Here is a 14,095-nt window from a genome sequence, read left to right as displayed (position 1 = left end):
TTTCAGGACATAAGAAAGCCCCCTGTCCGACGAAGGACAGGGGGCTTTTCTCTGGGAAGTCGATTGCCTGTCAGCTCTTTACGGGCGTGCGCGTCGCTTTGGCTTCGTTGCCGGCATATTCCTCGAAATTCTTCTTGAACACGGCGACCAGTTCATCGAGCGCAGCCACGGCGTCATCGCCTTCCTTTGGCGGGAAAAGCTTGAGGCCATTGCCGCCCCACGCTTTGTATTCGAAGTCGATTTTCTGATCGTCGCCAAATTCCCGCACCATGAACAGTGTGCGCAGCGAGCGGCCGTAAATTGCGGCTTTCTGGTAGAATACGTCCGCCACGACGAGTTCTGAATAGCACTTGGCCTGAGAATCCGAGCGGCGCGTTTTAACGGAATTCATGGTCTTGCGCACCAGCGGCGTGGCATGCGTCACGATCGTGGTGCCCGGAGTAAGCTTGAGCATGCCGCGCAGGTCGAGCGTCTCAAGAGCATCGAGCTGGCTGGGACTGTCCAGCGCGCTGGCCATCAGCGTGCGATTGGTGGCATCGCGATTGCCGTGGATGGCAGCATCAAGCAAGCCGCCGCCCAAGAGTCCGGTCGTCATCGACGCCATTCGTTCGGCCGGCCAGATATGGAGTTCGCAGCCATCGGGCGCAGCGGCCGACGGTGCATGCACGACGACCTCCGGACTAAGTGACTTTGCGGCTTCGGCAGGCGCTGCTTGAGACGCGGGCGCCGTCGTGTCTTGCGCCTGGACGGTGCCAACCGTGGCCAGCAAAGCCACGCTAGTTGCAAGGAAGGTCTTGAGCATTTCCATAATCCCCATCTGGAATGGCCCCGTTTGGGCTGTGCTTGGGTTAATTTTTCTTACGCGGCGGCGCTGCTAGCTGCCTGCCAAACGTTTCCACGCTTTCTGCAAACGCGTGGCGCAATTCGCCTAGCGCAGCCTGCGGATCGTCTTCTGGCTTTGCGGGAGGAAACAGTGTGAGCTTTTCCGTGGCAATCGTGCCAAAGCTGCGGGTGGGCGTTTCGCTGCCGTCGAACCGCTTGAAGCGGTAGATCACCTTGAGATAGCGGCCGGAAAAGCTGTCTTCCTGAAAGAACACGTCATCCACGGCCAGTTCGGCATGGCACGGTCCGCCTTCGGCCGTGTAGCGACCCGGCGTATTGCGCAGGGTGCGACTGTCGAGCGTGTCAGCATGGACTGTGACTTGATACCCCGTCAGGCCGAGTATAGTCGGAAGGTCGAGGCTCGCCAGCACGGCCTGTTGGGTGGCCGTGTCCAGCGGTGCTCGCGGCAGCTTTGGATAGCCCTGCCGCCCGTTAACAGCCCCATCAACGATTCCGCCGTGGAGCCAGCCGTAAAAAGTAGACCGCAATGGGCTGCCAGGCCAAATGTGAAGCGTGCAAGGTGATGTGGATGTGACCAGGCTTGCCGTGGCATCCTGCGCAGTTGCTGTCCACGGCACACTAACGGCCAGCGCAGCAAGCAAACCAAACGGCGCCTTGCGCAGTCGCCCCCACCCGATCTTTTCTGTCATGCCTTCCCCGGGACACCCAGACGTAGTTTGCGCAACAATTTGTTGCGCAGTCTGCGTCTAGGCTAAACCGGTATAGCTCGGCAAGGCTTCATCTGGAACCTTGCCGAGCCAGTGCTGCCAAAATGGCAAAATCGGGTTTTACTTCCCCTGTACGCTCGTCACCTCAACCGGCAGGCCGAGCTTGTCGAGCTGCGGCTTGATCTTGGTGGCGTCGCCCACGACAACCCAGGTCAGTTTGCTCGGATCGAGCGCGCTGCGGGCGGCCTTGTCGAGTTCGGCGGCGGTCAGCGTGGGATAGCGCACGGCGAGGCGCGTGTAGTAGTCGTCCGGGCGCTGGAACTGGACGATCTTGACCAGGCCATCGAGCACGGCAGACGAGGTTTCGAACGCGCCCGGCAGTTCGCGCGCAGCGCCCTGCGTGGCCCAGCCCAGTTCGTCGGGGGCAACGCCCTTGTCCTTGAGGAAGGCAGTCATGTCACCCTGCATCGCCGCAATTGCGGGGCCAGTCTGGTCGGTCTGGACCGGCGCGACGAGGCGATAGATCACGCGATCCTGGCGGTCGCTCACCGCGCTGCCCACGCCATAGCTCCAGCCCTTGCTTTCGCGCACGTCCATGTTGAGGCGCGAGAGGAAGCTGCCGCCCAGCACTTCGTTGGCAGTGCGCAGCGGCACGAGATCGTCGCGGCCGGTGGCGGCGAGAACTTCGCCGGCCATGATCATCGACTGTGGCGAGGCCGGCCGATCGACCAGCAGGATGCGCGGGCTGGCCGCGGGGATCGTTGCCGACAGGTTCTTGACCGGGGCAGCGCCCGCCGGTTCGGCCCAGCTGCCAAAGCTGCGCTCCAGCAGCGGCTTGACCGCGGCCAGCGTGGTATCGCCGACCACGAAGATCGTCGCCTTGGACGGGCGCAGCCAGGCCTGGTGGAACGCAGCGAGGTCTGCTGGAGTCAGGCGCTTGACCACGGCCGGATCGCCGGTGCCGGTGGGCGGCGTGCCATAGGGGTGCTGCGGCCCATAGAGCGCGGGATAGAGCACGCGCGAGGCCATCGCCGAGGGATCGCGCAGTTCGGCATCGATCGCGGCGAGTTGCTGGGCGCGCACGCGTTCCAGGTCATCGCTCTTGAGCGCGGGATTGCGGATATAGTCGGCCAGCAGCGCCAGCGAGCCAGCGAGGTTGGGCGCCACGGCATCAAGCTGGAACGCCGTGCTGTCGGGCAGGGCGGCGTTGCTGATGTTGGCGCCCAGGTTTTCGCGGGCACGGGCAAAGGCGGCGGCATCCAGGGTCTTGGTGCCCTGGTCCATCATCTTGAGCAGCATGGCCTGCGTGCCCAGCGCCTGGCGCGGATCGGCGGCAAAGCCGGCGTCAAACGCCACCTGCACCGAAACGACAGGCACGGCGGCGCGGCGGGCGAAGACCACCTTCACCCCGTTGGACAGCGTTGCCCGCTCGATCTGCGGGAACTGCAGCGCCGCCAGGCTGCCGATTGGCGGCAGCTCGCTGCGATCGGGGCCGGCTGCTGCGGCCGGCACCGCCGGCTGCGGCGCCGGGTCTTGGCCGGGCTGGTGCCAATAGGCGGGATGGGCAGCGCTACCGTGGCCTCCACCGACCTTGGTATCGTTGTTGGCCCAGCCGCCGTGGGATTCGCCGCCTTCGGTGCGGGTGCCCGGCTCCACCGTCAGGGCAAAGACCGGGTGCGTCAGCCACTTTTGCAGCGCGTCACGCACCTGCGCCGGCGTGAGCGCGGCCATGGCCGCCAGTTCCTTGCGATAGTGGTTGGCATCGCCGTTGTAGAGCAGGCCTTCGGCCAGCGTCGGTGCCTTGCCGCCAAAGCCGCCGACCGATTCCAGCTTGCGGATCTGGTCGCTGGCGGTGACGGTGGCGGCGCGGGCGAGTTCGTCGGCCGTCGGGCCTTCGGTCACCAGGCGCTTGATCTGCGCGTCAAGCGCGGCACCCACGGCGGCGGCATTCTGGCCCGGCTTCACATCGGCCTGAACCACGAACTGCCCGGCCTGGGCATAGATTTCGGCGTTGGCGCCGGCCGCAACCGCCAGTTGCTGGCCACGCACCAGGTTGTCGTCGAGCCGCGAGGAAGCAAGCCCGCCCAGGATCACCGCGCCGATCTGCAACGGCAGGTAATCGGGGTTGTCGTAGCCCGGGATCGCCCACATGCGGTAGATGCGGGTGGTGGCGACTTCATCCTTGATCGTCTTGGAAACCGGCGCGGGCAGGGTCGGCACCGGGGCCGATACCGGTTGCACCTTGGGCCCGGCGGGAATGGCGCCAAACCACTTGGCGACCTTGGCCTTGGCCGTGGCGAGATCGACGTCACCGGCCAGGACCAGCACGGCGTTGTTGGGGCCATAGTGATCGGTGAACCACGCTTTCACATCGGCCAGGCTGGCGCTGTCGAGATCGGCCATCGAACCGATCGTGCTGTGGTGATAGGGGTGGCCGACGGGATAGAGGTTTTCGAGCTGCTCGTATTCCACCAGACCATAGGGCTGGTTGTCGCCCTGGCGCTTTTCGTTCTGCACAACGCTGCGCTGGTTATCGAGCGTTTCCTGCGTCACTGCACCCAGCAGATAGCCCATGCGATCGGATTCCAGCATGAGGAAGCGATCGAGCGCGGCCGTGGGCACGGTTTCGAAATAGTTGGTGCGATCGAACCAGGTGGTGCCGTTGTAATCAGTGGCCCCGGCATTCTGCAGCGGGGTGAAGAAATCGCCCTTGTTGTGTTCCGACCCGTTGAACATCAGGTGTTCGAACAGGTGGGCAAAGCCGGTCTTGCCCTTGGGCTCGTTCTTGGAACCCACGCCATACCACACCGACACGGCCACGACCGGCGCCTTGCGATCGGTATGGACCAGCACGCGCAGGCCGTTGGGCAGGGTGAACTGCTCGTAGGGAATGTTCACTGCCGAAACCAGGTTGGCCAGCGGCGCCGGGGCGGGCACTGCCGGGGCCGATGCCGTGGCGGCAAGCACGGGCGAAGGCGCGGCCGAGGCGATGGCCAGGGCCAGGAGAGAGGCGTTGAGGAAGCGCTGCATGGAGGGGGGCTTGTCCTGTCTCGAAAAGTCTCTGTGGCGATGTGTAAGGGCATGTTCGGCGGAGTCAAAGCTGAACCATCGTGAGGACTTGCGCCGTGGCACTGGTTTTGATTGCAACCGGTGGCGCAAAATTTGATCCACGTCCTTGTGTTGCCCAAAAGTCACACTACCTTGTGGCGGTCAGGAGAGCGAGAGACCGTTATGAACCTCGAAAAATTCACCGATCGCGCCAAGGGTTTCCTCCAGGCGGCCCAGACCCTGGCGATCCGCCTGAGCCATCAGCGCATCACCCCCGAGCACGTGCTCAAGGTGTTGCTGGAAGACCCTGAAGGCATGGCCAGCGGGCTGATCCAGCGGGCCGGCGGCAACCCCGCCGTGGCCCAGGCCGAAGTGGACAAGGCGCTGGGCAAATTGCCGGCGGTCTCGGGTTCGGGCGCGCAGAATTCGCCCGGGCTCGACAACGATACCGTGCGCCTGCTCGACCAGGCCGAACAGGTTGCCGCCAAGAGCGGGGACAGCTTTGTCACCGTGGAACGCATGCTGCTGGCGCTGACGCTGGCTGGCACCACGGCGGCTGGCCAGGCGTTGAAGGCGGCCGGCCTTTCGCCCCAGGCGCTGGAAGCGGCGATCACCGCGCTGCGCGGCGGGCGTTCGGCCGATAGCGCCGGCGCGGAAAACGCCTATGACGCGATGAAGAAATATGCCCGCGACCTGACGGCTGCCGCGCGCGAGGGCAAGCTCGATCCGGTGATCGGCCGCGACGAGGAAATCCGTCGTACCGTGCAGATCCTGGCGCGTCGCACCAAGAACAACCCGGCGCTGATCGGCGAACCCGGCGTGGGCAAGACGGCGATTGCCGAAGGCCTGGCGCTGCGCATCGCCAATGGCGACGTGCCAGACAGCCTCAAGCATCGCCGGCTGATGGCGCTCGACATGGGCAGCCTGATTGCCGGCGCCAAGTATCGCGGCGAGTTCGAAGAGCGGTTGAAGGCCGTGCTTGACGAGGTGAAGGGCGCCGAGGGCGAGATCATCCTGTTCATCGACGAGATGCATACCCTGATCGGCGCGGGCAAGACCGAAGGCGCGATGGACGCGTCCAACCTCTTGAAGCCGGCGCTGGCGCGGGGCGAGTTGCACTGCATCGGCGCTACCACGCTGGATGAATACCAGAAGTACGTGGAAAAGGACCCGGCCCTCCAACGCCGGTTCCAGCCCGTGTTCGTGGGCGAGCCGACGGTGGAGGACACCATCTCGATCCTGCGCGGGATCAAGGAAAAGTACGAGGTGCACCATGGCGTGCGCATCGCCGATGCCGCGATCGTGGCCGCCGCGACGCTGTCCAACCGCTATATCGCCGACCGTTTCCTGCCCGACAAGGCGATCGACCTGATGGACGAGGCCGCCAGCCGCATCCGCATGGAAGTGGAAAGCAAGCCCGAGGAGATCGAGAACCTGGATCGTCGCATCATCCAGCTCAAGATCGAGGAAATGGCCCTGGCCAAGGAAACCGACCAGGCCAGCCGTGATCGGCTGGATACCCTGCGCGAAGACCTGGCCAACCTGGAACAGCAATCGGCCGAGCTGACCACGCGCTGGCAGAACGAGCGCGACAAGATCCATGCCGAAGGCAAGATCAAGGAGCAGCTCGACAGCGCGCGCGTGGAACTGGAGCAGGCGCAGCGCGTGGGCGATCTGGCGAAGGCCGGGGAGCTGGCCTATGGCCGCATCCCCGAGCTGGAGCGCCAGCTGGCCGATGCGCAAGGCGCCAGCAAGAATGCCCTGCTGCGCGAGGAAGTGACGGCCGAAGATATCGCTGGTGTCGTCAGCCGCTGGACCGGGGTGCCGGTCGACCGGATGATGGAAGGCGAGCGGGAAAAGCTGCTCAACATGGAAGACGTGCTCGGCAAGCGGGTAATCGGCCAGCGCGACGCGGTGGTGGCCGTGTCCAAGGCGGTGCGCCGCGCGCGGGCCGGGTTGCAAGACCCCAACCGTCCGCTCGGCAGCTTCCTGTTCCTGGGCCCCACGGGCGTGGGCAAGACCGAACTGACCAAGGCGCTGGCGGGTTTCCTGTTTGATGATGACAGTGCGATGGTGCGCATCGACATGTCGGAGTTCATGGAAAAGCATGCCGTCAGCCGTCTGATCGGCGCGCCTCCGGGCTATGTCGGCTATGACGAAGGCGGCGTGCTGACCGAGGCGGTGCGGCGCCGGCCCTATCAGGTCGTCCTGTTCGACGAGGTGGAAAAGGCTCATCAGGACGTGTTCAACGTGCTGTTGCAGGTGCTCGATGATGGGCGCCTGACCGACGGCCAGGGCCGCGTGGTGGATTTCACCAACACGCTGATCATCCTGACCTCCAACCTGGGCAGCCAGTACCTGGCCAACCTGGGCGAGGGCGAAGATGCCGCCAGCGTGGAGCCGCAGGTGATGGATGTGGTGCGCGCGCACTTCCGGCCGGAATTCCTCAACCGGCTGGATGAAATCATCCTGTTCCACCGCCTGGGCCAGGAACACATGGCCCCGATCGTGGACATCCAGGTGGCACGCGTGGCCAAGCTGCTCAAGGATCGCAAGATCACGCTGGACCTCACCGAGGCGGCCAAGCGCTGGCTGGGCCGGGTGGGCTATGATCCGGTCTATGGCGCGCGGCCATTGAAGCGGGCCGTGCAGCGCTATCTGCAAGACCCGCTGGCGGAGCGGCTGCTGGCAGGCCAAGTGCCCGACGGCAGCACGGTGACGATCGATGAAGGCGACGGCGCGCTGGCGTTCCACGTCAGCTGAGCCGCGCAGGCCATTGCGGAAAGGGAAGGGGAGCGCATGTCGCTCCCTTTTCTGCATCGGCGGGCCGGCAGCCCGCGGGCGTCAGACCAGGCCGAGCTTGGCCAGTTCGCCGGCGATCGCGGCGGGCAGCACGTCACCGGCTTCCCCATGGCCAAGATCGGCCGGGGCATCGGCTGCTTCCAGATAGCGCCAGCCCTGGTGGGCGCGGCGCGGCATCGGCACCACGTCGATCAGGCGGGTGGAGACCAGGATATTGGTGCGTCCGCCCTCGGCCTCTTCAAAACCCAAGATTTCGCTGCGCGCGACCAGCTGGTGCTTGAGAATCCAATACAGCGAGCCGCCGATCATTTCGGCATGGCGGCGCGGGCAGTTGCGCGTGGTCAGGCGGGCGACGCCATCGGCACCGTGGCGCCGGCCGGTGGAAAACCATTCGTGGACTTCCGCCAGCGACTGCGCGCCATAGGCCACTTTGGTCATGTTGAGCGGCATTGCAGGTGTTCTTTCAATCCGAATCAGGCGGCAAGCCCGGTGACGACAGCCAGCCCCAGGAACGAGAAGAACCCCATGACATCGGTGGCCATCGTCACGAATACGGCCGAAGAGACAGCCGGATCCACCCGCAGGCGATCGAGGCTGACCGGAACGAGGATTCCAGCCAGGCCCGCCACCAGGTTGTTGATCACCATGGCCGCGCCGATCACCGCGCCCAGGTGCGGGTTGCCAAAGATCAGCGTGGTGCCCACCCCGATCAGCACGCCCAGCGAGAGCCCGTTGGCCAGCGCGATGCGCAATTCGCGCAGGATCATGCGCACGGTGTTGGAACTCGTCAGCTGGTTGGTGGCAATCGCGCGCACCACCACTGCCAGCGTCTGGGTGCCGGCATTGCCGCCCATGCCCGAAACGATCGGCATCAGCACGGCGAGCAGGGCAAAGCGCGCGATGGCGCCCTGGAACAGGCCGACCACCGAGGCGGCAATGATCGCCGTGCCCAGGTTCACCACCAGCCACGACAGGCGCGTGCGCACGGTCAGGCCGATCGGCTCGTTGATGTCGCCATCGCCCGCGCCCGACAGGCGCAGGATGTCCTCGCTCGCCTCTTCCTGGATAATGTGGACCACGTCGTCCACCGTGATCTGGCCGACCAGCCGGCCACTGTCATCCACCACGGCGGCAGAAATCAGCGCGTACTTCTGAAAGCGGAGCGCGACCTCTTCCTGGTCCATGGTGACGGGAATCAGCGTCTGGTCGCGCTTCATCACATCGGCCAGGGGCACGCTGCGCGGTGCGCGCAGCAGCCAGGAAAGCATGCAGGTGCCAACCGGGCGATGCTTTACGTCGACGATGAACACTTCCCAGAATTCGGTGGCAAGGTCATCGTCGTCGCGGCGCAGGTAATCGATCAGGTCGCCCACGGTCAGGTGTTCGGGCACCGCGATCACGTCGCGGCTCATCAGGCGGCCGGCGGATTCTTCGGGGTAGGACAGCGCGCTTTCGATCGCGGCGCGGTCTTCCGGCTCCATTTCTGCCAGGACGGCGGCCTGGTCTTCCTCGTCGAGGTCTTCGATCAGGGCGACGGCGTCGTCCGTCTCCATCTGCTCGGCGAGGTCGGCAACCTCTTCGGGTTCGAGCTGATCGACCAGGTCATCGCGCACCCAGTCGTTCAACTCGGCGAGCACGTCTGAGCCGAGCAGGTCGTTGATCGCGCGGGCCAGCGGCGCACGGTATTCCTGGCCGATCAGCTCGAACAGGTCGGCGATGTCGGCCGGGTGGAGCGGCTCGACCAGGTTATAGACCGCTTCCTGGTTTTCCGCGTCCAGCGCCTCGGTCACCCGGCGCAGGAACGAGGGGCGCAGCGTGTTGTCTTCCTCGTCCAGTTCCTGCGAATTGCGCGCAGGTTCGGGCGCCGCCACCGTCATGGTGTCAGTGTCCACGCCGTCGTCCATCCGCAGGTCGTGTTCATGGGGCGCGCCTTGTTCCATCAAGGCGGGGATAGGCGATCATCCGGCAAATGCAATGATGCAGTGCAGCGTGACTTTGTCCGAAGATTGCCTATATCGACGACATTCTTTGCCAAGGAAGAGTGGTCGATGTCTGAAGAAAAACTGGTCCTGTCGCTGGATTCGGGCGATGTGGTGATCAAGCTGCGTCCCGACCTGGCCCCCGGCCACGTGGAACGGATCAAGGAACTGGCTTCCGAAGGGTTCTATGACGGGGTGAAGTTCCACCGCGTGATCCCCGGTTTCATGGCGCAGGGCGGCTGCCCGCAGGGCACCGGCATGGGTGGTTCGAGCAAGCCCGACCTCAAGGCCGAATTCAACGATCAGCCGCACGTGCGCGGCGTGTGCTCGATGGCCCGCACCAGCTATCCGCACTCGGCCAACAGCCAGTTCTTCATCTGCTTTGATGATGCGCGTTTCCTCGATCGCCAGTACACCGTGTGGGGCGAAGTGGAGAGCGGCATGGAACTGATCGACGCGCTGCCCAAGGGCGAGCCGCCGGCAAACCCGGGCGTGATCCGCAAGGCGACCGTGCAGGCTGCCTGATTACGACTGGCTGATCGGGTCGCTGTCTCGCTATCGAGACAAAACCTGTATCATATCAGGGAAAAGGCGGGGCTGGTCCCCGCCTTTTTTGCTGTAGGACAAGGCGCATCGGCTTAGGGGCAGGGTAGATCGAACCCGAGAGGAGCCCCCCATGAACGCCCCCGTTTCGTCACCGTCCGTGTCTCCTGCGCGGATTGCCCATCCCGATTATCGCGCCAAGCTGATGAGCGCAGACGATGCCGCCAGCCTGATTGGCCCCGGCGCCGTGGTGGGGATGAGCGGGTTTACCGGGGCAGGCTATCCCAAGGCGGTGCCCCAGGCGCTGGCGCGGCGGATGGAGGCGGCCCACGCCGCCGGCAATCCCTATGCCATCAAGGTGTGGACCGGCGCATCGACCGGCCCCGAACTCGACGGCGCGCTGGCGCGGGCCAAGGGCATCGATTTCCGCCTGCCTTACAACTCCGATCCCCTGGTGCGCGAGCAGATCAATGCCGGCACGGTGCAGTATTTCGACATGCACCTCAGCCAGGTGGCGCCCATGGCGTGGCAGGGCTTTCTCGGCCCGCTCGACGTGGCGCTGGTCGAGGTTTCGGCGATCCTGCCCGATGGCAGCGTGGTGCCGTCCTCGTCGGTGGGCAACAACAAGACCTGGCTCGATCGCGCCGGCAAGATCATCCTGGAAGTCAATTCCTGGCAGCATGAAGCGCTGCACGGCATGCACGATATCTATTATGGCACCGCGCTGCCGCCGCATCGCCGCCCGATCCCGCTGGTCCATCCCAATGATCGCATCGGCCAGCCCACGTTCCGCATCGATCCGGCCAAGGTGGTGGCGGTGGTGGCCACCGACACGCCCGATCGCAACGCCCCGTTCAAGGCGCCCGACGATGCCGCCCGCGCCATTGCCGGGCACCTGCTGCAGTTCTTTGGCCATGAAGTGAAAATGGGCCGGCTGCCGGCTTCGCTGCTGCCGATCCAGTCGGGCGTGGGCAATATCGCCAATGCCGTGCTCAACGGCCTGATGGACAGCCCGTTCGAGCCGATGACGGCCTATACCGAAGTCTTGCAGGACGGCATGCTCGATCTGCTGGCGGCGGGCAAGCTGGCGATGGCCTCGGCGACGGCGTTTTCCCTCAGCCCCGACGCGGCAGAGGCGCTGAACGGCGAAATGCACCGCTATCGCGATCGCATTGTGCTGCGGCCGCAGGAGATTTCCAACCACCCCGAACTGGTGCGGCGCCTGGGCTGCCTGGCAATGAACGGCATGATCGAGGCCGATCTCTATGGCAACGTCAATTCCACCCACCTGATGGGCTCGCGCATCCAGAACGGCATCGGCGGCTCGGGCGATTTTGCCCGCAATGCCTATATCTCGATCTTCATGGCGCCCTCGCTGGCCAAGGGCGGGGCGATTTCCACGATCGTGCCACAGGTGAGCCATGTCGACCATATCGATCAGGACGTGCAGGTGATCGTCACCGACCAGGGCCTGGCCGATCTGCGCGGCCTGTCGCCCAAGCAGCGGGCAGAACAGGTCATCGCCAACTGCGTGCACCCGATCTATCGCGACCAGTTGAGCGACTACTATGCCCGCGCCCTGCGCGATTCCTATGGCAAGCATTCGCCCTCGCTGCTCGACGAGGCGCTTTCCTGGCATCAGCGCTTTGTGCAGACGGGCACCATGCGGGCGGGGTAATCAAGGGCCCCTCCACCACCGCTCCGCGGCGGTTCCCCTCCCCATCGGTGATGAGGAGGACCTAGGATCCTCCCCATCACCGATGGGGAGGTGGCGGCCGGAGGCCGACGGAGGGGCTGCCTCTACAAGCCCGCCTTCAGCATCCAGTCGTGGAACAGGCGCACCGGCCGCGATTGCAGGGCGCGGGGGCGGCAGACGAACCAATAGGAATAGGGGCTGTCCACTTCGATGTCATAGACGCGCGCCAGCCGGGGATCGTGGCTGCGGCTGAAATGGTCATCGTGCATGATGGCAATGCCCAGACCCTGCGCGGCGGCTTCCAGAATCAGCTGGCCGGAATCGAAATGGTCGATCGCGGCTGGCTCCAGCGCTTCCAGGTGTAGCGTGCGCTTCCAGGCTTCAAAGCTGGCGGGCAGATCGTTGTGAACCAGGAACGTCTGCTTGGCGAGCTTGGCCATGTCGGGCCGGTTGCCCAGCTCTTCGGCCAACTGCTTGCTGGCAATGGCATAGACCCGGTTGTGATCGAGCCGCACGGCATGCAGCGCGGCGTCCGGCCCTTCCGACAGGATAATCGCCGCATCGATCGTGTCACCCAGCTTGGTTTCCGCAGCGGCCGAGCTGTCGATATCGATATGCAACTGCGGGTGCAGCTTGCGCAGTTCGCCCAGGCGCGGGAACAGGCGCTGGCTGCCGAACAGCGGCAGCACGCCCAGGCGCAGGCGCATGACCTTGCCGGTATCGATCATGCGGTCGATCCGGTCGGCCATCTCGTCGATCAACGGGGCCACCGCATCATACAGCGTCTGGCCGTCCTCGGTCAGCTTGAGGGCCTGGTGCTTGCGCTCGAACAGCGGCTTGCCGACGAACTCTTCCAGCGCCGCCAGCCGGCGCGACAGGGCCGAAGGGCTGAGTGCCAGTTCGGCCGCCGCCGTCTTGGCCGAGCCGGCGCGCACCACGCGAATGAAAGCTTCCAGCGAGCGCAGTGGTGGCAGGCGGCGGATCATCAGGCGTCTTCTTCTTCGGCAAGGGCGGTGGAGGGGGCATGCAGGCGCAGGCGCGTGAGGCGGCGTTCGTCGCCACCGGTCACTTCCAGGCGCCAGCCGGATTCGTGTTCCAGCACCCGGCCAACCGGCGGCACTTCGCCGGCAAGGACCACGGCCAGGCCGCCCAGGGTGTCGACGTCTTCCTCCACCTCGGCCAGGCGCGGGTCGATGATGCGGGCGACGTGTTCCAGTTCGGCGCGGGCATCGGCATCCCAGGTATCGGGATCGAGCCGGTTGAGCAGCACTTCGGGCGCGTCATCGTGCTCGTCTTCCACGTCGCCGACGATTTCCTCGACCAGATCCTCGAACGTGATGATCCCGTCGGTGCCGGAATATTCGTCCACCACCACGGCCAGATGGGTGCGGCTGCCGCGCATGTCGGCCAGAACATCGATCGCGCCGCGCGCCTGGGGCACGAACAGCGGCTGGCGCAGCAGCACGGTCCAGTCCTCTGGCGCGGGCGCACCTTTGAGCGCCATGTCCGCCAGGAACGGGAACACGTCCTTGATGTGCATCATGCCCTGCACTTCATCGAGCGATTCGCCATAGACCGGCAGGCGGCTGTGGCCATGCTCGGCAAAGGCGGCAACCACCTCGGCAAACGTGGAGGAGGCGGGGATGGCGATGATCTGGCCACGCGGTATGGCCACGTCATCGGCATCGCGTTCGCTGAAATGGAGCAGGTTCTTGAGCATCTGGCGTTCCACCGGCACCAGGTCGCCATCGGCGCCCAGATCATGGCCGGGTTCGTGCTCGTGCTCCTCGATCGCTTCCTCGATCTGCGCCCGTAGAGACTGGTCATGGTCAGGCCCCTTGAAAAAGGCCTTTATCACGCGCCAAAGCGCCCCATTACTGTCGCCTTCGCCCGAGCGATTTTCACCGCCGGACCCATTGCCCTCGGGCACTGACCTTGCTCCTTAGCTGTTACTGTCGATATTCATGCATATGGGTCGGCCAGGCCCAGCAAGGCAAGCGCCTTCCGCTCCAGGTCTTCCATTTCCTCGGCCTGGGCTTCGCCTTCCTCGTGGTCATAGCCGGCCAGATGCAGCAGGCCGTGGATCACCAGGTGGGTGGCGTGGTTTTCTACCGAGATGCCCTTTTCCGCCGCTTCGCGGGCACAGACGCCCTGCGCCAGGATCAGGTCGCCCAGCATGCCCGGCGCGCCCTCGTCGGCTGCGGCGCGCAGCACGTCTTCGCGGGCAAGCATCGGGAAAGACAGCACATTGGTGGGCTTGTCCTTGGCCCGCCACTGCTTGTTGAGGGCGTGCACCTCGTCATCGTCGGCCAGGACCAGGCTGACCAGCAGATTGGGATGCGCAAGTTCAGTGGCAACCTGGGCGGCCGCTTCGGCGGCGCGGTTGGCCAGTGCCTCCCAATCGGTGGTATCTCCCCAGATGGGATCGATGTCGATTTCCAGAATCGGCGCGGTCATGCGGGGGGCCTGTGCAATTG

General features: G+C 65.0%; 11 protein-coding genes. 3 read left to right on the top strand and 8 right to left on the bottom strand.

Translation table 11 applies throughout. The annotated features are described in order from the left end of the window. Positions 1–70: 70 nt before the first annotated feature. The 3 genes from FHW97_RS16990 to FHW97_RS16980 form a co-directional block, all read right to left on the bottom strand. Positions 71–802, bottom strand: a complete 732-nt coding sequence (locus FHW97_RS16990) for a hypothetical protein (RefSeq protein WP_133726818.1) — start codon at positions 800–802, stop codon at positions 71–73. Positions 803–848: 46 nt separating this feature from the next. After that, the gene (locus tag FHW97_RS16985) at positions 849–1,532 is read right to left on the bottom strand and encodes a hypothetical protein (RefSeq protein ID WP_171799323.1); all 684 of its coding nucleotides are present in this window, start codon (positions 1,530–1,532) and stop codon (positions 849–851) included. A gap of 138 nt (positions 1,533–1,670) precedes the next feature. Next, positions 1,671–4,580 (bottom strand): pitrilysin family protein, encoded by a 2,910-nt coding sequence (locus FHW97_RS16980; RefSeq protein WP_171799322.1) that lies wholly within the window; start codon positions 4,578–4,580, stop codon positions 1,671–1,673. Positions 4,581–4,781: 201 nt separating this feature from the next. Between FHW97_RS16980 and clpB the strand changes: the two genes are divergently transcribed. Beyond that, complete coding sequence (gene clpB / locus FHW97_RS16975; RefSeq protein WP_107717089.1) at positions 4,782–7,361, top strand: ATP-dependent chaperone ClpB; 2,580 nt, start codon at positions 4,782–4,784, stop codon at positions 7,359–7,361. An 81-nt stretch (positions 7,362–7,442) separates the two neighbouring features. On the opposite strand, the gene FHW97_RS16970 is transcribed toward clpB, so the two are convergent. Then, positions 7,443–7,850 (bottom strand): DUF1489 domain-containing protein, encoded by a 408-nt coding sequence (locus FHW97_RS16970; protein ID WP_022674998.1) that lies wholly within the window; start codon positions 7,848–7,850, stop codon positions 7,443–7,445. Between the two features lie 23 nt (positions 7,851–7,873). Next, a complete protein-coding gene (mgtE, locus tag FHW97_RS16965) occupies positions 7,874–9,277 on the bottom strand; it encodes a magnesium transporter (protein ID WP_253941858.1) in 1,404 nt (467 codons plus the stop codon). A gap of 171 nt (positions 9,278–9,448) precedes the next feature. Here mgtE and FHW97_RS16960 point away from each other — a divergent pair, with 171 nt between their 5' ends. Further along, positions 9,449–9,904 carry a peptidylprolyl isomerase gene (locus FHW97_RS16960; protein WP_022675000.1) on the top strand — a complete coding sequence of 152 codons (456 nt, stop codon included), beginning with the start codon at positions 9,449–9,451 and terminating at the stop codon, positions 9,902–9,904. Between the two features lie 151 nt (positions 9,905–10,055). Next, positions 10,056–11,600: an acetyl-CoA hydrolase/transferase family protein gene (locus tag FHW97_RS16955; RefSeq protein ID WP_171799321.1), complete on the top strand. Its 1,545-nt coding sequence runs from the start codon at positions 10,056–10,058 to the stop codon at positions 11,598–11,600. A 122-nt stretch (positions 11,601–11,722) separates the two neighbouring features. Here FHW97_RS16955 and FHW97_RS16950 read toward each other — a convergent pair whose 3' ends face one another. The 3 genes from FHW97_RS16950 to ybeY are packed head-to-tail and all read right to left on the bottom strand — an operon-like array spanning position 11,723 to position 14,075. Continuing rightward, entirely contained in the window at positions 11,723–12,604 is an 882-nt protein-coding gene (locus tag FHW97_RS16950; protein ID WP_171799320.1) for a LysR substrate-binding domain-containing protein, read from the bottom strand. After that, entirely contained in the window at positions 12,604–13,548 is a 945-nt protein-coding gene (locus tag FHW97_RS16945) for a hemolysin family protein (protein WP_107717091.1), read from the bottom strand. The genes FHW97_RS16950 and FHW97_RS16945 overlap by 1 nt, the downstream gene beginning before the upstream one ends. 32 nt (positions 13,549–13,580) lie before the next feature. Next, entirely contained in the window at positions 13,581–14,075 is a 495-nt protein-coding gene (gene ybeY, locus FHW97_RS16940) for an rRNA maturation RNase YbeY (RefSeq protein ID WP_022675004.1), read from the bottom strand. Between the last annotated feature and the right edge of the window lie 20 nt (positions 14,076–14,095).

The sequence above is a fragment of the Novosphingobium sp. SG754 genome, assembly GCF_013149315.1.
GTDB classification, from domain to species: Bacteria; Pseudomonadota; Alphaproteobacteria; order Sphingomonadales; family Sphingomonadaceae; genus Novosphingobium; species Novosphingobium capsulatum.
The sequence above is the reverse complement of the archived record's forward strand: the minus strand, read 5'-3'. Positions and strand labels throughout refer to the sequence as shown.